The sequence below is a fragment of the Streptomyces hypolithicus genome (genome assembly GCF_052934925.1).
In genome coordinates this window covers 3,347,695-3,365,051 of sequence record NZ_CM128811.1, presented here as the reverse complement: position 1 = coordinate 3,365,051, position 17,357 = coordinate 3,347,695, and the positions used below count along the sequence as shown (strand labels likewise).

Below are 17,357 nucleotides of genomic sequence, written 5' to 3'. Positions count from 1 at the left end.
GGGGCGCTGCGCCGACGTCGGCCCGGCCGCTGTGCCCGAGCACAGTGCCAAGCAGTCCCGACTGGGGTCACGCCCAGAGTTCACCGCTCTCCACAAGTACAGCGGACGCGTGCCTTCCGGGTTTTGTTTACGCGAGAGTAACGTAGCCGCGTGACTTCATTGACGACCGTGCGCAGACCCCTCCGACTGTACGGCCGAAGCAGTGAAATCGCCGTCATCGAGGGGTTGTTGACCAGCCTACGAGACGGGCGGGGCGGCGCGCTCGTACTCGCCGCGCCCCCCGGCCTCGGGCGCAGCGCCCTCGCGCGCCACACCATGGACAGCCATCACGACGGGCCCGTCCTGTATGCCGCCGCCGCTCCCGCCGAGCAGCACCTGCCGCACAGTGGACTGCACCAACTGCTCTGCTCCGGAGCCGGGTTGCTGCCGGACTCACCGCCCCTGCCGTCCGCCGACGTGCTGAGCGCCGGCTTCGCCCCCACCGCCCTGCTCGACCTGCTGCGCACCCTTGGCGCCCACCGGCCCCTGCTCGTCTGTGTCGATGACGCCCACGCCTGGGACCGCGACTCCAGTGCCGCGCTCGGCTTCGTGGCTCGTCGGCTCGCATCCGGCGCGCGGATCGCGGTCCTCATCACCATGGCCCGGCGGCCGTCCGACCAGGACGTGTTCGGTTGCCTGCCCGCCCTCCGTCTCGACCCGCTCGACGACGCCGCGTCCACCGCCCTGCTCGACGGGCTGACCGCCGACCGGATCGATCCCGCCGTACGCGAGGAACTGCGCCGGAGGTCCGCCGGTAATCCACGCATCCTCACGTGTGCGGCCGAGCGGCTCACCGCCGACCAACTGGCCGGCCGCGCACCCCTGCCCCATCGACTGCCGGGCGCCGAGCGCGTCGTGCAGGCCTACGCCACCCTCCTCGACGCGCTTCCCGACGACACTCGCACTGCGCTGCTGTTCGCCTCCGCCGCGCAGGAGCACGAGCCCCCTGGGGCCGGTGCGGACTGCGCCCTGTTGTGGCGCGCCGCGCAGCTGTCCGGCGAGCTGGACCCCGAATGCCTGGAGCCCGCCGAGCAGGCGGGCCTGATCCACGACAACGGTGTACGCGTCCACTTCACCCATCCGCTGATCAATACGGCACTCCTGCGCCGGATCCCGCCCGCCCGTCGCCGCGCCGTGCACCACCTGCTGGCCGGACTGCTCGACGGCCCGCACCGCACACTGCCGAGACTTGTCCAGCGGGCCTGTGCGACGAGCCGGTACGACCCGGCGCTGGCGGATGCGCTGGCTCGTGCGGCCGCAGCGCCACGACCGCACGCGGACCGCGCCGTGGCGCTCGCCCGCTCCGCCCTACTCTGCCCCGAAGGGGCCCAACGCGGCGCCCGGTTCGCAGCGGCGGCTGAACACGCCTGTCTCGGCGGGGACCCCGGGCGGGCACGTGATCTCCTGGCCCAGGTACGCGTCGTACCGCCTGCCGGGCATGTCCACTACGTACGCGGGCTGCTCGCCCTGCGCGACGGCCCCGTGGCCGACGCCCGGGAGACTCTGCTCGCCGCCGCGGCGCTGCTCGCCCCGCGCGATGAACGCCGCGCGGCGGAAGCCCTGCTCGGAGCGGCGGAGGCTGCTTGGGCAATGGGGGACGCGCCCGCCTTTCTCGACGCGATGAGCCGCGTTCCGGCGCCGCTGCCCGACCTGGCGGCGGAGGCGTACCGGGCCGGGATGTGCGCTGTGTTCGACGGCAGGGGAAGGCAGGGCCGCGAACTGTTGCGGCGCTGCCTTCCCCCCACGGCCGGCGCGGACGATTTGGCCGCGCTCCTCCGGGCGGGAGTCGCCGCGCTCGTCCTGGGCGAGGTCGACATGGCCTGCCGGACCGGCGCCAGGGCACTCGTGGCGGTCCGCTCCCACGGCCCGGAGTTCCTGCTCCCGCAGACCCTGGAGCATCTCGCGTACGGAGAGCTCAGAGCCGGTCGCCACACACGCGCCCGTGCCCACGCGAGCGAAGGACTGCGCGCCGCACACCGGCTGGGCCAGCGCAACCAGGCGGCCCAGCTGCGAGCCGTGCTCGCCCTCGTCGCGTCCGTTGAAGGCGGTGCGGCTGCCGCCGCCGAGCATGCCGCGTCCGCCGCGGCGACCGCGGGTCCGCACGGCCTCGTCCAGGCCGCCACACTCGCCACCTGGGCGGTCGCCCGGGCCGACCTGGCCGAAGGCAGATCCGCGGAAGCGGCGGCACGGCTCTTCCCTCTCGTCGGTCCCGGGCCGTTACGGGGCCATTTCGCGGCCCGGATGCTGGCAGCACCGTGCCTCGTGGAGGCGGCGGTGCTTTCCGGCCGCGCGGCCGAGGTCGCCGGGGCAGTCGACGAGTTCGCGGTGTGGACGACCGCGACCGCAGATCCACAGGCTCCGGCACAGCTGGCCCGGTGCCGGGCGCTGCTGGCGCCCGCTCACCAGGCCGCTGCCCACTATGAGGAGGCGCTCGCACACCACGCACGAGCGGGGGGCGACTTCGAAGGCGCGCGCACCCGGTTGCTTTACGGGCAGTGGCTGCGCAGGCAACGCAAGACCCGCGAGGCGCGCGGCCCGCTGCGCGACGCCCTGGTCGCCTTCGAGCGCTGCGGAGCGGGGGCCTGGGCCGAACGCGCCGCCGGGGAACTGCGCGCTGCCGGCGAGACTGTGGCCGGCGACACCGGAACAGGTCTGCAACCCCCTTTGACCGCACAGCAGTTGCGCATAGCCCGGTACGTCGCGCAGGGTGCCACCAACAGGGAGGTGGCGGCCCGCCTCTCAGTGAGCCCACGCACCGTCGACCACCACCTCAGAAATGTCTTCGCCGCGCTCGGCGTGCGCTCGCGCCTGGAACTGGCACGCCTGCTGGACCGTGAGGAGAAAGGTCGTGCGGTGCGAGAGGGTACGACCGCCGAACTTGATGAAGACGCCTGCGGCCGCTGACTCAGGCGTGCAGCGGGCAGAAGTTCACCGACGACACCGTCTCGCCTGTTGGCCGCGCGCCGCCTCGACGAGGCGTCTCTCTCCTTCGCACGGGTCTCGGCGGCTCTCGGTGAGCCCGTCAGTGTAGAGGATGAGGAGATCCCCCGGACCGACCCGCGTGTTGAGGATCCTCTCGCTCCCGGGTAGAGGGAACCCCACACCGCTGCTCATGACGTTGAGGTAACTCGCTGTGCCGTCAGCCCGGATCAGGAGCGCGGGCGGGTGGCTGCCGTTTGCGATGCGGAGTTCTCCGGTGACCGGGTCGAGGCGGGCGAGGAGAACCGTGGCCATCAGTTCGGGGTCGAGCGGCCACAGGATTTCGTGGGTGCGGGCGACGATCGACTTGAGCGGATGCCTTCGAGGAGGGTGAAGTCCGCAGCGCCGGCATCGAAGCGCAGAACGTTCACGACCGGCTCCTCCGTAGCGATGTCCCTGGATGATTCTCCACCAGTGGCCAGCGCGGCTCTCCTGGTTTAAGGGAACCCTTAACAGCCCGCCGCCAGCGGCCCGGTGTGCACCGCCTCGCAGCCCCATAGCCAGTCGCGCGATGGTCCGCTTCCCGCACGCCTGCTTGTCCACCGCTCTGCACGCTCGCTGCACGCGTGTCCACCGGCGACCCGGAGCGGCAGTCTTCGGGCCGGCCGAGCCCGGCAACACCTGGTCACAGAAAGTAAAAAGCCCAGGTCAGCGGCTTGCTGACCTGGGGTTTCCCGGAGCCCCCTGTCGGATTCGAACCGACGACCTACGCATTACAAGTGCGTTGCTCTGGCCGGACTGAGCTAAGGAGGCATCGCCCATGTCACAGCCGTGCGCAAGGGCTCCCACACTCTACACAGAGCCCGCTGGCGCGGAAGAAATTTCATCATGGTCCGGCTACTGACAGGACCCGCTCGGCCAGGTAGCGTCACCGCAGGTCCACAGGTGTGGACTACACCACTCCCTTACAACGGATCGTCCGGCACGTTCCTGCCGGTGAAGGAGAAGATCACCATGGCCACTGTCTCGTTCGACAAGGCGACCCGGGTCTACCCGGGATCCACCAAGCCCGCCGTCGACCAGCTCGAACTCCACGTCGAGGACGGCGAGTTCCTCGTCCTCGTCGGCCCCTCCGGCTGCGGCAAGTCGACCTCCCTGCGCATGCTCGCGGGTCTGGAGGACGTCAACGGCGGCGCGATCCGCATCGGTGAGCGTGAGGTCACGCACCTGCCGCCGAAGGACCGGGACATCGCCATGGTGTTCCAGAACTACGCGCTGTACCCGCACATGTCCGTCGCCGACAACATGGGCTTCGCGCTCAAGATCGCCGGTGTGAACAAGAGCGAGATCCGCAAGAAGGTCGAAGAGGCCGCGAAGATCCTCGACCTCTCCGAGTACCTGGACCGCAAGCCCAAGGCGCTCTCCGGCGGTCAGCGCCAGCGCGTGGCGATGGGGCGCGCGATCGTGCGTGAGCCGCAGGTCTTCCTCATGGACGAGCCGCTGTCGAACCTCGACGCCAAGCTGCGCGTCTCGACCCGTACCCAGATCGCGTCGCTCCAGCGCCGCCTCGGCATCACCACGGTGTACGTGACGCACGACCAGGTCGAGGCCATGACGATGGGCGACCGGGTCGCCGTACTGAAGGACGGTCTGCTCCAGCAGGTCGACTCCCCGCGCAACATGTACGACCGCCCCGCGAACCTCTTCGTCGCCGGCTTCATCGGCTCGCCCGCCATGAACCTGGTCGAGGTCCCGATCACCGACGGCGGCGTGAAGTTCGGCAACAGCGTCGTGCCGGTGTCCCGCGAGGCGCTGTCCGCCGCGGCCGACCGGGGTGACACGACCGTCACGGTCGGCGTGCGCCCCGAGCACTTCGACATCGTCGGGCAGAGCGGCGCCGCCGCGGCCTCGCTCACCAAGTCGGCCGACGGCGCACCGGCCGGTCTGGCCGTCACCGTCAACGTCGTCGAGGAGCTCGGCGCCGACGGTTACGTCTACGGCAGCGCGAACGTCGGCGGCGAGCACAAGGACTTGGTGGTCCGCGTCAACGGCCGCGCCGTACCGGACAAGGGCACCGAACTGCACGTGATCCCGCGGGCCGGCGAGACGCACGTCTTCTCGTCGTCGACCGGCGAGCGCCTCAGCGACTGACCCCGGCGCACCGAAGACACAGAGCGGGCCCCGCACTTCGGTGCGGGGCCCGCCGTGCGTGGCGGTGCTGTCGACGAATACCCCGGCAGGCGGGTCATTTCGGACCGCTCGCGTCAACACGCGATTCGAAAGAAGACATCGAACCATCACCCACGCGAGTGACTAAATGTCGCCAAATCATTACTGGCCGCTACGCTCACTCGCGTGACCCACACAGCCCGCCGAATCGGCCGAAGTCTCGCCCTCGTCCTGCCCGTCGTCATGGTCCTCTCCGGGACCCTGGCGGTCGCCCGCGTCCCGTGGACCACGACCGGGCCCGAGGCGCAGGTTCTGACCGCCTCCTCCCAGGAGGTCAACGTACGCGCCAAGTCGCGTGCCCCGCAGGACATCCTGCGCGACAAGCTCCTCGTCGAGCTTCAGGAGAAGAACCCGACCGTCGCGCTCACCCACCTCCAGCGCGAGGTCGAGCGGCGTCCTTCGCTCGCCCGACACTGCATGTCGATCGCCCGCTCGCTCGGCCGTGCCGCGGTCAACCAGTACGGGCCCACGCGCGCCCAGACGTTCTCGCGCCCCGTCTGCGACACGTCGTTCGCCTCCGGCGTCGCCCAGCAGACCGGCTGAGCGGCCGGACGAGCGAGCCGCCGAGAGGCTGACCGGAGCCGGGCACCGGCGGGACGGCGACGTCCCGCCGCATATCGTGCCCCGTATGACTACGTCTCCGACGCAGGCCGTGATTCTGGCAGGCGGCCAGGGCTCGCGACTGCGCCCGTACACCGACGACCGCCCCAAGCCGATGGTCGAGATCCCTGGCACCGGGACCCCGATCATCGGCCATCAGCTTGCCTGGCTGGCAGGCGAGGGGGTGACCGATGTGGTCATCTCCTGCGGCCATCTCGCCGGTGTGCTCCAGGAATGGCTGGACTCGGCCGACCTCCCGCTGCGTGTCACCACCGTGGTGGAAAACGAACCGCTGGGCCGCGGCGGCGGCCTCAAGTACGCCGCTGCGCACCTCCCCCACCCGGATCGCCCCTGGTACGCGACGAACGGCGACATCTGGACGCGCTTCTCGCTGCGCGACATGGCCGCCTTCCACGCCGAGCGCGACGCCACCGCGACGCTCGCCCTGGCCCGCCCCCGTATCCCCTGGGGGGCCGTCGAGACGGACGCGTTCGGGCACATCACGGACTTCATCGAGTCGCCGCCCTCGCCGTACCTCATCAACGCGGGCGTGTACGTGTTCTCAGCGGCCTTCCGCGGGCTTCTCCCGGACCTGGGCGACCACGAGCGCACCACGTTCCCCGGACTGGCGCGAGAGCGCCGTCTAGCGGGTTTCCCGCTGCCGAACGGGGCGTACTGGCGGGCCATCGACACGGCGAAGGACCTCACCGAGGCCGCCAAGGAGCTGGCCGCCGTGCGCGGTTGACCCCTGGGCAGCCCGCACCGCCAACGCGGAGAAGGGCCCGGCATGCGCGCATCCTCGCGCGTGCCGGGCCCTTGTGCCGTGTGCCGTGTGCCGTGGTGCCGCGCGCGTTGTACGGGCGCTAGCCGAGCAGTCCGCCGATCACCCGGCCGCCGCCGCTGCTCCCGCCGCTGCTCCCGCCGCTGCCGCTGCCGCTTCCGCTGCTGCTGCTTCCGCCGGTCGTGCCGCCGCTGCCACCGCCGGTTCCGCCACTGCCGCTGCCGCCGGGGGTGCCGCTCCCGGTCGTACCGGCGCCCGGGGCAGTGCCGCCGCCCGTGGTTGTGCCCCCGGTGCTTCCGGTGCTCCCGGTGCTCCCGCCGCTGGACGTCGGGCCTGCGCTGGTCGGGGGCGCCTGCGTGGGCGCGGTCTGCTGCGGGGGTGCCTGACCCGCTGTGGTGCCCTGCGTCTGGCTGGGCTGCTGGGCGCCCTGGGGGCCCGCCGTGGCGGTCCCGGGGGCCGTGCTCGGCGTCGTGGCCCCGGCCGAGGGGCCGGCGGAACTGGTGGCCGTCGGGGCGGTGGAGGGCGTGCCGGTCGGACCCTGCGAGGCGCGGCCCGCTGCTGCGCTTTCGCGGGGGAGCGGGGCGCCGGGGAGGTAGTTGGTCGGGTCGTCGTTCGGCCCCGGCACGGTCACCATGTCGGAGGAACGCACCGCGCCGCCCAGCATCGAGCCGAGCAGCAGCGTAAGTCCGACCACCACGCCGGCGACCAGGGAGCCGCGGCGCAGTACGCGCCGGCGCAGGTCCCAGAGTTCGGAGCGCGGTCCGAGCTTGCGCCAGGCCTCGCCGGCGAGGCGGCCGTCGACCGAGTACACGGGTGCGCCGGCGATGATCAGCGGCGACCAGGCGGCGAGGTAGATGATGTCCGGCGTGTCGTAGACGGGGACGGTCCGCCAGCTCACCGTGACGATGAGGGCGGCGGACAGCAGGGTCCCGAAGGAGGCGGCGAGGCGCTGCCACAGGCCCAGCACGGTCAGGACGCCGACGACGATCTGGAGGAACGCGACGGTCAGGCCTGCGCCCACCGGGTGCGTCAGCGCGAAGTCTCGCAGCGGCTCGGCCGCCGTCCAGGGGTTCAGCGACGTAAGCCACTTGACCATGGAGCCGCGTTCGCCGCCGTCGAAGTAGACGGGGTCGCTGAGCTTGCTGATCCCGGCGTAGAGGGAGATGAAGCCGAGGAACACCCGGAGCGGCAGCAGCACCACACCGAGGTTCATCCGCCGCCCGGGGTAGTAGGCGTGGCGAACGCTGTCGGGACCCGGGCGTCGGCCGCGTGTCCCGTCGGCGGCGTCTGTGTCGCCCGTGCCGTCCGTGTCGTCGTAGGGATCTGCGTCGCCGAACTGCCCGACGACGTACGTGTCTTCGTCCCCCGGGTCGGCGTCGTAGGCGCCGACGGCCTGCTTCATCCTCGGCAGCATCGGCGTCAGGGGCGGTTCGGGGCTGCGCGGCCCGACGACGGTGGGGATCGCCTCGGTGTCCTCCCCGACGGAGATCCGGGGGATGACCTGGGTGGCGCCGCCGCCGTCCAGCAGGGCGCCGCCCGCGCCGCCGCCGGCGGAGGAGGAGGAGTTGCGTACGGCCTGGAGGAGCCCGCCCGCGCCGGGGTCGCCGGGCGCGGACCTGCCGCTCCACACCACGGGCGCGCGCCGCCGGCCGGCCGCGCCGCTCATCGCCGGAATCCGCGCCGTGTTCCCCAGTCCACTGCCCACACCGCCCGCGCCCGCGTACGGGAGAACGGGCCGCCGGCTCTTGGCCGGGGCGAGCTGCACGCGGAAACTGGCGTGGTTGACGATGACCTGCGCTGGGTCGCAGGGCACCTTGACCATGCTCAGGGCGGGCTGATCGTCGAACCCGGGTGTTCTGGTGTCCACACTCATCTAACCGAGTGATGTGTGTTTAGGACACTGCCTTGACGGGCCCGATCTGTCCGAGACCCGTCAAGACTCCCTTACCGGACAAAACATCCGACCGGCCAGCGCCGGACAGGCCCTTGGGCCTACCGCCGCTGATCCGCCGGACCGGACCCGGGTCAGCGGCGGCGCTGCGCGGTCTCGTACAGCACGATGCCCGCCGCCACGCCCGCGTTCAGCGATTCGGCGCCGCCCGGCATCGGGATACGTACCCGGTAGTCGCAGGTCTCGCCGACGAGGCGGCCGAGGCCCTTGCCCTCGCTGCCGATGACGATGACGACGGGGCCGCCGAGTGCTTCGAGGTCCTGCACCGTGTGCTCGCCGTCCGCCGCGAGGCCGACGACGGTGATGCCGGCCTTCTGGTAGCCCTCAAGGGCGCGGGTCAGGTTGGTGACGCGGGAGACCGGCGTACGGGCGGCCGTACCGGCGGAGGACTTCCAGGCGCCCGCCGTCATGCCAGCCGCGCGACGCTCGGGAACGACCACGCCGTGGCCGCCGAAGGCGGAGACGGAGCGGACGATCGCGCCGAGGTTGCGCGGGTCGGTCACGCCGTCGAGCGCGACGATCAGCGGGTCCTCGTGCTTGTCGTACGCCGCCGCCGTGAGGTCCTCGGGGTGCGCGTACTCGTACGGCGGGACCTGGAGGACGAGGCCCTGGTGGTTCAGGCCGTTCGTCATCCGGTCGAGCTCGGGGCGCGGCGCCTCCATCAGGTTGATGTTGCCGCGCTCGCTCGCGAGCTGGAGCGCCTCGCGGACCCGCTCGTCGTTGTCGATGTACTGCTGGACGTACAGCGTCGTCGCCGGTACGCCGTCGCGCAGGGCCTCGTAGACCGGGTTGCGGCCGACGACCATCTCGGACGTGCCCTTGGCGCCGCCGCGGCGCGGGGCCGGGCGGCGGACCGCGGCCTGCTTGGCCTTGGCGGTGGCGATGCGGTTCTTCTTGTGCTTCTTGCGGGCCTCGGCGGGCGGCGTCGGGCCCCTGCCCTCCAGGCCCTTGCGCCGCTGGCCACCGCTGCCGACCTGCGCGCCCTTCTTGTTGGACGTGCGGCGGTTCTTGCGCTGGCTGTTCCCGGCCATGACGTGTACCTGTTTCGTTGCTTCAGACGTGCGTACGTATAAGGGGAAGTGTGCCGCCCGGGACGCCGGGCGGCACACCGCGCGTGGCGCGCGGGGTGTTCAGCGCGGTGTTCACCGCCGTGCTCAGCGCGGTAATCACCGCCGTGCTCAGCGCGGTCCGAGGGTCCACCGCGGGCCCGAGGGGCTGTCCTCGATGACGAGGCCGGACTGCTGGAGCTGGTCGCGGATGGCGTCGGCCGAGGTCCAGTCCTTGCGGTCGCGGGCCGACTGACGCTGGTCGAGTACGAGCCGTACGAGCGTGTCGACGACTCCGTGGAGGTCTTCGCCGCGGTCCGAGCCGCCGCCGGACCAGTGGTCGTCGAGCGGGTCGAGGCCGAGGACACCGAGCATGGCACGCACCTCGGCGAGCCGGGCGACGGCCTCGTCCTTGTCGTCGGCGGCCAGCGCGGAGTTGCCCTGGCGGACCGTGGTGTGGATGATCGCGAGCGCCTGGGGGACGCCGAGGTCGTCGTCCATGGCCTCAGCGAAGACGGGGGGCACCTCGCCGGCGGGCTCGACGGTCTTCCCCGCCTTCTCGATGACCCGCTGCACGAAGCCCTCGATCCGAGCGAAGGCGGACTCCGCCTCGCGCAGGGCGTCCTCGCTGTACTCGATGGTGGAGCGGTAGTGCGGCGTACCGAGGTAGTAGCGCAGCACGATGGGGCGCCAGGCCTTGACCATCTCACTGACCAGCACCGAGTTGCCGAGCGACTTCGACATCTTCTCGCCGGCCATGGTGACCCAGTGGTTGTGCACCCAGTACGTCGCGAAGTCGTCGCCGAAGGCCTTGGCCTGGGCGATCTCGTTCTCGTGGTGCGGGAAGATCAGGTCGATGCCGCCGCCGTGGATGTCGAAGGCCTGGCCAAGGTACTTGTGGGCCATGGCCGAGCACTCCAGGTGCCAGCCGGGCCGTCCGCGTCCCCACGGGGTCTCCCAGCTCGGCTCGCCGGGCTTCGCGGCCTTCCACATGGCGAAGTCGCGCGGGTCTCGCTTGCCGGTCTCGCCGTCGCCGGAGGGCTGGCGCAGGTCGTCGAGGTCCTGGTTGGAGAGCTCCAGGTAGCCGGGGTGGGAGCGGACGTCGAAGTAGACGTTCCCCTCGGCCTGGTATGCGTGCCCGCGCTCGATGAGGCCGCGCATCATCTCGACCATCTCGGTGATGTGGCCGGTGGCGCGGGGCTCGTAGGTGGGCGGGAGGCAGCCGAGCGCGTCGTAGCCGTCGTTGAAGGCGCGCTCGTTCTCGTAACCGATGGACCACCAGGGACGGCTCTGGTCCGCGGACTTCTTGATGATCTTGTCGTCGATGTCCGTGACGTTTCGGATGAACGTCACGTCGTAGCCCCGGTAGGTGAACCAGCGGCGCATGATGTCGAAATTCAGGCCCGACCTGATGTGCCCGATGTGCGGGGCGGCCTGCACGGTGGCGCCGCACAGGTAGATCGAGACGCAGCCCGGCGTGAGCGGGGAGAAGTCACGAGTCTGCCGGGCGCCGGTGTCGTACAGCCGAATAGTCACCCCACCAGGGTAGTGGGCCGACACCAGTGCCCCGCGACCCTTTCCGGGCCGCGGGGGGTGGTTTTCGCCGCTGCGGGGAGCGTCGTCCGGGTCAGAGACTCCCGACGATCTTGTGCGGCTTCACCCGGACCACGACGCGCTCGGCGTCCTCGCCGGCCGCCGGGTTGAAATCGGCGTACTGCTGGCCGGTGTACTTCATGGCCAGTTCGTCGATGAGCTCCTGGCCGCCCTCGGTGGTCATCTCGGCGGTACCGCGGATCTCGGCGTAGGTGTACGGGGAGTCGAACGGCAGCAGCAGGACGGTCACCCGGGGGTCACGGCGCAGGTTCTTCTCCTTGCGGCGCCCCACCGTCGTCGAGAACAGCAGGTCGTCGCCGTCCCGCTTCACCCATACCGGCGAGACCTGTGGGCTGCCGTCGGGCTGGATCGTGGAGACCTGGATGAAGACGGGGGTGTCGAGGCGCTCTTTGAGCTGGTCGGAGAGTGCGGCTGCCATGGTGGGGGGCCTTCCGTGGGGGACGCTGCCGGCTGACGGCTTTTCACGTACCCGATCCTCAGGCACCCCAGCGACTCCGCGCGGCATTTCAGCCGGTATTTCCGCGGGTACGGACCACCAGCGCCGTGGCGATCGCCGCGAGGCCTTCGCCCCGGCCGGTGAAGCCAAGGCCGTCGGAGGTGGCGGCCGACAGCGAGACCGGGGCGCCGGCCGCGGCGGAGAGGACCTTCTGCGCCTCATCGCGCCGCTTGCCGATCTTCGGGCGTACGCCGACGACCTGGACGGCGACGTTGCCGATGGCGAAGCCTTCGGACCGGACGATGCGGGCGGCCTCGGTGAGCAGGGTGATGCCGGAGGCGCCGGACCACTGGGGGCGGCCGGTGCCGAAGTGGGCGCCGAGGTCACCGAGACCGGCGGCGGAGAAGAGCGCGTTACAGGCGGCGTGCGCGACGACGTCGGCGTCCGAGTGACCGGCGAGGCCGGGGCCCTCGCCCTCCCAGAGCAGTCCGCCGCACCAGAGCTCGCGGCCCTCCTCGAAGGCGTGGATGTCGGTGCCGATGCCGACGAGGGGGAGCGGGGGAAGCGGGGCGGCGGGGGGCAGGTCCGCGGATTGGTCGCGCTGGTTGGCGGACCGGTCCGTGGGGAGATCAGAAGCCATCGGTGGCCCTCCTGCGGGCGAGAACCGCCTCGGCCAGGACGAGGTCCAGCGGCCGGGTCACCTTGAACGCCTCTTCGTGCCCGGGTACGACGACGACCTGTTCGCCGAGCTGCTCGACCATCCCGGCGCAGTCAGTGGCACCCTCGCCGCGCCCGGCGACCGTCTCGTGGGCGCGGACGAGGGTGGCGCGGTCGAAGCCCTGCGGAGTCTGTACCGCGCGCAGCAGGGCTCGCTCGGGGGTGGCGACAACGGGCTCGGGCCGGCCGTCGCCACTGGGCTCGACCTGCTTGACGGTGTCGGCCAGGGGCAGCGCGGGGACCACCGCGGGCGCTCCGTCCCGTACGGCCTCGATGACGGCGTCCACGGTGTCCACGGGCACGAGGGGGCGGGCCGCGTCGTGGACGAGGACGGTCGTGATGCCGGAGGGGAGGGCTTCGAGGCCGAGCCGCACCGATTCCTGCCGGGTGTCTCCGCCGGGTACGACGAGGTAGTCCGTGCGCTCGGGCAGGGCGTGTTCGTCGAGGAGGTTCTTGACCTCGACCGCGCCGTCCCTGGGGGCGACCACGACGACGAGTGACACGGCTCTGGAGTTGGCCATGGCGCGTACCGCGTGGATCAGCATGGGGGTGCCGCCCAGCGCGCGGAGCGCCTTGGGCGCGCCGGGACCGAGCCGCACCCCGCGGCCGGCCGCGGGGATCACGGCGGCGGTGCGGGGCAGGCGCGGTTCTGCGGTGGGGCGCGGTTCGTCTGTCATCGGTAGCTCCGGGGCCGACAGCTTCGGGAACGGGATGGATTACGTCGCCGGCCTCGGGTGCGCCGGGCTTGAAACGACAGGTTTGTGTCGGCGGGGCAGGTGGGTATGGCCACAACGTGCCCGGCGCGACGCCTTGACCGGCCCCTTCCGTGACGACCGGTCGAGTCGCCCGCTCGGGCGGGCACAGCTTGTACGGGCACAGCTTGTACGGGCACAGCTTGTACGGACGGCGCGGGAAGTATCGGTCGAAGGGCTCGGAAAGCCCGGCCCGGAGTCTGGCGTCGACGCACGAACGAGACATGCCGCAGCGCCCGGCAACAAAGGCTGGACGGCCTTGTCGGCGGGCACCACGGCAGCACGGGGTATCAGGGGTCTGGTCGGTGGGGCCGCCCATTTCCCGGGACCCGGATTCAGGACGCGAGGACCTCGTCGAGCAGAGCCTCGGCCTTGTCTTCATTCGTGTTCTCCGCGAGCGCGAGCTCGCTCACCAGGATCTGGCGGGCCTTGGCGAGCATGCGCTTCTCACCTGCGGAGAGACCGCGCTCACGCTCACGGCGCCACAGGTCGCGCACTACTTCTGCGACCTTGATGACATCACCGGAGGCGAGCTTTTCGAGATTTGCCTTGTAACGCCGGGACCAGTTCGTCGGCTCTTCGGCATACGGGGCGCGAAGCACCTCGAAGACCCGGTCGAGCCCTTCTTGACCCACTACATCGCGCACACCGACGAACTCCGCATTGTCCGCAGGTACACGAACAGTCAAGTCACCCTGGGCGACCTTGAGCACCAAGTAGGTCTTGTCCACGCCTTTGATCTGGCGAGTCTCGATAGCCTCGATCAGCGCGGCCCCGTGATGGGGATAGACCACGGTGTCGCCAACCTTGAACGTCATGTGACAGGTACCCCTTCCGTGGCTATCCAGAGTAACACGGAAACAGCTTCTTCTGAATGGCGTTTCCGCAGGTCAGGGCGCATCTCGGGGCTTGACAACAACAACAGGAACGTGCTGCGCGGGCCTTCCGGAACCGGGTATTCGCAGGTCGGAGCGGCTGCACGGGGCGAGAGAAACGCGTACGGTACACCGACCCCGGACGCCACCGAAGTGACCGAACATCCCGATTTGCCTGGTTCGAAGCGGCGCACTCGGCCTACTCCGTTCGGCCATCGGTCACCCGTTCGGCTTGAATCCGCAATTGATCACAGATGCGATGCGGATGTGATCAATTTCTCGGTCCTGCCCATTACCCGCGGATAATCCGCACGCGGTCCGCCGCCGGCCCACAGACACGCCATCGGCCGGTTATGCGAACGGCGCGGCGAACTCGTTCCCAGCCGGCGGCGGACGTGCCGGGTGGGCGGGGTGGGGCGGGTCGGGTGCGGGCGCTGGGCGACGGCTCGGTAACCTGAGCCCGCTGACACATCCTTAGGACGGCTTTACGTCGCCCGGGCCCGTATCGGCGCCCCACGTCCGAACTTCCGAACGTCCGAATGTCTTAGAGGAGATGCCGCCGCCGTGAGCCGCAGCCTTCGACGCGGTGCCGTCGCCGCCACCGCCATCGTGTTCTCGATCGCATCGCTTGCCGCGTGCGGCGCGGGCAACGACGCACAGACGCTGGGGGTCAGGCCGGACAACGCCGCGACCGCCGTCGACGACATCAAGATCCAGAACGCGGCTGTCGTCACTCAGCCGAAGCCCGAAGCCGATGGACCGGCGGTCGTCACCGGCACACTGTTCAACAACGGCGACAAGGCCGAGACCCTCGAATCGGTGAAGCTTCCCGGCACCAGCACCGAGGTGACGCTCAAGCCCGCCAAGGGCGCCGGACCGGTGACCGTGCCGGCGGGCGGCTCGCTGCTCCTTGGCGGCCGGGGCAACGCCTCCGCCGTCATCGCCGACGGAAGCCAGGCCACACGCAACGGTGACGTGCAGCGGGTTGTCTTCGAGCTGAGCGAGACCGGCGCGGTGGAGCTGCAGGCATTCGTCGTCCCCGCGACGCAGTACTTCAAGGGCATCGGCCCCTCCGAGCTCCCGAAGCCGTCGGCCGCGTCGCCGGCCGGCACGGGCACCGCGACCCCGTCGGGCTCGCCGTCCCCGGCCACCCCGTCGGCTGAGGCCTCCGATGCGCCCTCGGGTGCGGCGTCCGGGACACCGGCGGGGTCGGCCGACGACACCGCCGGCGCGGAAGCGGACGACGAGTAACCCGCCGAGGAGCGCGACGCGGGCCGCTGAGGCCCGTACACGTACATGTGGGGCCGCCCCGCCGGTTGTGTCCGGCGGGGCGGCCCCACATGTACGTACGGCTATGTAGGTGCGGCTATGTACGCACGGCATGTACGTAGCCGTCGTCGTCGGGCTTACGGCTCGAACTTGTAGCCGAGTCCTCGGACCGTCACCAGGTATCTCGGTGCGCCCGGGTCCGGTTCGATCTTGGCGCGCAGGCGCTTCACATGGACGTCGAGGGTCTTGGTGTCCCCCACGTAGTCCGCGCCCCAGACCCGGTCGATCAGCTGCATACGGGTCAGCACGCGGCCCGCGTTGCGCAGCAGCATCTCCAGGAGGTCGAACTCCTTCAGCGGCAGGTCGACCTTGCCGCCGCTGACCGTGACCACGTGGCGGTCGACGTCCATGCGGACCGGACCGGCCTCCAGGGCCGCCGGGCTGACCTCTTCCGGCTCTCCCCTGCGGCGCAGTACGGCGCGGATGCGGGCGACCAGCTCGCGGGAGGAGAAGGGCTTGGTCACGTAGTCGTCGGCTCCTATCTCCAGACCCACGACCTTGTCGATCTCGCTGTCCTTGGCGGTCACCATGATCACCGGGACGTTGGACCGGCTGCGCAGCTGGCGGCAGACCTCGGTGCCGGGCAGGCCGGGGAGCATCAGGTCCAGCAGGACGAGGTCGGCGCCATTGCGCTCGAACTCGTCGAGCCCGTCGGGGCCCGTGGTCGCGATGGCGACCTCGAAGCCCTCCTTGCGCAGCATGTAGGACAGGACGTCGCTGAAGGATTCCTCATCCTCGACAACGAGCACTCGGGTCACGGAAGGACCTCCGGGGCAGGGATGGATGCGCGATCAGTGGTCTCGTACGGACCGGCGTCGGCGTCGTCGTCGTCGTCGTCGTCGTCGACAGCGTGGTTTGGGGCGGCGACCGGTGACCGGTCGCGGGGCGCGGCTGCCTCGGGCAGCCGCAGGGTGAAGGTGGAGCCCTGTCCCTCGGAACTCCACACGGTGACCTCCCCGCCGTGCGAGGCGGCCACGTGCTTGACGATGGCCAGGCCCAGGCCCGTACCACCGGTGGCCCTGGAGCGGGCCGGGTCCACGCGGTAGAACCGCTCGAAGACGCGCTCGCGGTCCTTCTCGGAGATGCCGATGCCCTGGTCGGTGACGGCGATCTCGATGAGGTCACCGCCGGGTGCGGGCACCCGGCGGCCGGCTATGCCGACGCGCGTGCGGGCCGGGCTGTAGTTGACGGCGTTCTCGACGAGGTTGCCGAGGGCCGCGGCGAGCTGGCCGCGGTTGCCCCATACGTGCAGGCCGGCGCTACCGCCCGCGGCCATCGTGATGTTCTTGGTGGAGGCGGCGTGGCGGCTGCGATCCATGGCTTCGGCGACGAGTTCGTCGACGCGAACCGGCTCGGAGTCATCGAGCGGGTCGTCGTTCTGCACCCGGGAGAGATCAATGAGCTCTTGGACCAGATTGGTGAGACGAGTCGCCTCGATCTGCATCCGGCCGGCGAAACGGGTGACCGCCTCGGGGTCGTCCGAGGCGTCCATGACGGCCTCGGAGAGCAGGGAGAGCGCGCCCGTAGGAGTCTTGAGTTCATGGCTGACGTTCGCGACGAAGTCGCGCCGTACCGCTTCTATGCGGCGGGCCTCCGTGAGGTCCTCCACCAGGAGCAGGACGAGGCGCGAGCCCAGCGGGGCCACCCGTGCCGAGACCGCGAGGGCCTCGCCGCGTCCGGTGCCGCGGCGGGGCAGGTCCAGCTCGATCTGGCGTATCTCACCGTCCCTGCGGGCGTCGCGTGCCATGTGGAGCATCGGGTCCACGGCCAGCTTTCCGCCTCTGACCAGCCCGAGGGCGTACGCCGCGGAGCTTGCCTTGACGACGCTGTCGCTCTCGTCGAGCACGACGGCGGAGGAGCGGAGAACGGACAGCACGGTGTCGACACCGGGCGGCAGGAGCGCGTTGATGTCGGGCCGCAGGGAGGAACGGGTGGGCCTTGCCTGGTCGCGCTCGCTCCAGCGGAACGCCAGCACGGCGATCACGCCGGTCATCAGACCTGCGATCGCTGCTGCTGCGGCGACTGCCGCGTTCACGTCCATGCACCCAGGTTAAGCGGGGGTACCGACA

14 protein-coding genes, 1 tRNA gene and 1 pseudogene are annotated in these 17,357 nt (G+C 70.8%); 5 read left to right on the top strand and 11 right to left on the bottom strand.

What is annotated here, in order from left to right; genetic code table 11:
- Positions 1-168: 168 nt before the first annotated feature.
- Positions 169-2,943: a helix-turn-helix transcriptional regulator gene (locus ACU6WZ_RS15980; protein ID WP_447034059.1), complete on the top strand. Its 2,775-nt coding sequence runs from the start codon at positions 169-171 to the stop codon at positions 2,941-2,943.
- A 57-nt stretch (positions 2,944-3,000) separates the two neighbouring features.
- On the opposite strand, the pseudogene ACU6WZ_RS15975 reads toward ACU6WZ_RS15980, so the two are convergent.
- Positions 3,001-3,336: pseudogene (locus ACU6WZ_RS15975) on the bottom strand (PP2C family protein-serine/threonine phosphatase); the annotation flags it as partial.
- Positions 3,337-3,696: 360 nt separating this feature from the next.
- A tRNA-Thr gene (locus tag ACU6WZ_RS15970) sits at positions 3,697-3,771 on the bottom strand.
- Between the two features lie 201 nt (positions 3,772-3,972).
- Here ACU6WZ_RS15970 and ACU6WZ_RS15965 point away from each other — a divergent pair.
- The 3 genes from ACU6WZ_RS15965 (at position 3,973) to ACU6WZ_RS15955 (ending at position 6,532) form a co-directional block, all read left to right on the top strand.
- Complete coding sequence (locus ACU6WZ_RS15965; RefSeq protein ID WP_447028725.1) at positions 3,973-5,109, top strand: ABC transporter ATP-binding protein; 1,137 nt, start codon at positions 3,973-3,975, stop codon at positions 5,107-5,109.
- 204 nt (positions 5,110-5,313) lie between these two features.
- Entirely contained in the window at positions 5,314-5,730 is a 417-nt protein-coding gene (locus tag ACU6WZ_RS15960; protein WP_447028724.1) for a hypothetical protein, read from the top strand.
- An 85-nt stretch (positions 5,731-5,815) separates the two neighbouring features.
- Complete coding sequence (locus tag ACU6WZ_RS15955; RefSeq protein ID WP_447028723.1) at positions 5,816-6,532, top strand: nucleotidyltransferase family protein; 717 nt, start codon at positions 5,816-5,818, stop codon at positions 6,530-6,532.
- Between the two features lie 118 nt (positions 6,533-6,650).
- Here ACU6WZ_RS15955 and ACU6WZ_RS15950 read toward each other — a convergent pair whose 3' ends face one another.
- From ACU6WZ_RS15950 to ACU6WZ_RS15920, 7 genes are all read right to left on the bottom strand, one after another.
- Positions 6,651-8,441: a DoxX family protein gene (locus ACU6WZ_RS15950; protein ID WP_447028722.1), complete on the bottom strand. Its 1,791-nt coding sequence runs from the start codon at positions 8,439-8,441 to the stop codon at positions 6,651-6,653.
- Positions 8,442-8,593: 152 nt separating this feature from the next.
- The gene (gene rlmB, locus ACU6WZ_RS15945; protein WP_447028721.1) at positions 8,594-9,550 is read right to left on the bottom strand and encodes a 23S rRNA (guanosine(2251)-2'-O)-methyltransferase RlmB; all 957 of its coding nucleotides are present in this window, start codon (positions 9,548-9,550) and stop codon (positions 8,594-8,596) included.
- Positions 9,551-9,697: 147 nt separating this feature from the next.
- Positions 9,698-11,101 (bottom strand): cysteine--tRNA ligase, encoded by a 1,404-nt coding sequence (cysS, locus tag ACU6WZ_RS15940; protein ID WP_447028720.1) that lies wholly within the window; start codon positions 11,099-11,101, stop codon positions 9,698-9,700.
- Between the two features lie 91 nt (positions 11,102-11,192).
- A complete protein-coding gene (locus tag ACU6WZ_RS15935; RefSeq protein WP_447028719.1) occupies positions 11,193-11,597 on the bottom strand; it encodes a PPOX class F420-dependent oxidoreductase in 405 nt (134 codons plus the stop codon).
- Between the two features lie 88 nt (positions 11,598-11,685).
- On the bottom strand, positions 11,686-12,255 hold the full coding sequence (gene ispF, locus ACU6WZ_RS15930) for a 2-C-methyl-D-erythritol 2,4-cyclodiphosphate synthase (protein ID WP_447028718.1): 570 nt from the start codon (positions 12,253-12,255) through the stop codon (positions 11,686-11,688).
- Entirely contained in the window at positions 12,245-13,009 is a 765-nt protein-coding gene (gene ispD / locus ACU6WZ_RS15925; RefSeq protein WP_447028717.1) for a 2-C-methyl-D-erythritol 4-phosphate cytidylyltransferase, read from the bottom strand. The genes ispF and ispD overlap by 11 nt, the downstream gene beginning before the upstream one ends.
- A gap of 410 nt (positions 13,010-13,419) precedes the next feature.
- The gene (locus ACU6WZ_RS15920; protein ID WP_006380568.1) at positions 13,420-13,902 is read right to left on the bottom strand and encodes a CarD family transcriptional regulator; all 483 of its coding nucleotides are present in this window, start codon (positions 13,900-13,902) and stop codon (positions 13,420-13,422) included.
- Between the two features lie 621 nt (positions 13,903-14,523).
- On the opposite strand from ACU6WZ_RS15920, the gene ACU6WZ_RS15915 reads away from it, so the two are divergent.
- Positions 14,524-15,210 (top strand): copper chaperone PCu(A)C domain-containing protein, encoded by a 687-nt coding sequence (locus ACU6WZ_RS15915; protein WP_447028716.1) that lies wholly within the window; start codon positions 14,524-14,526, stop codon positions 15,208-15,210.
- Between the two features lie 155 nt (positions 15,211-15,365).
- Here the strand turns inward: ACU6WZ_RS15915 and phoP are convergent, their stop codons facing one another.
- A complete protein-coding gene (gene phoP, locus ACU6WZ_RS15910) occupies positions 15,366-16,046 on the bottom strand; it encodes a two-component system response regulator PhoP (protein WP_447028715.1) in 681 nt (226 codons plus the stop codon).
- Positions 16,043-17,329 carry a two-component system sensor histidine kinase PhoR gene (gene phoR, locus ACU6WZ_RS15905; protein ID WP_447028714.1) on the bottom strand — a complete coding sequence of 429 codons (1,287 nt, stop codon included), beginning with the start codon at positions 17,327-17,329 and terminating at the stop codon, positions 16,043-16,045. Before phoR ends, phoP begins: the two co-directional genes overlap by 4 nt.
- Positions 17,330-17,357 lie beyond the last annotated feature (28 nt).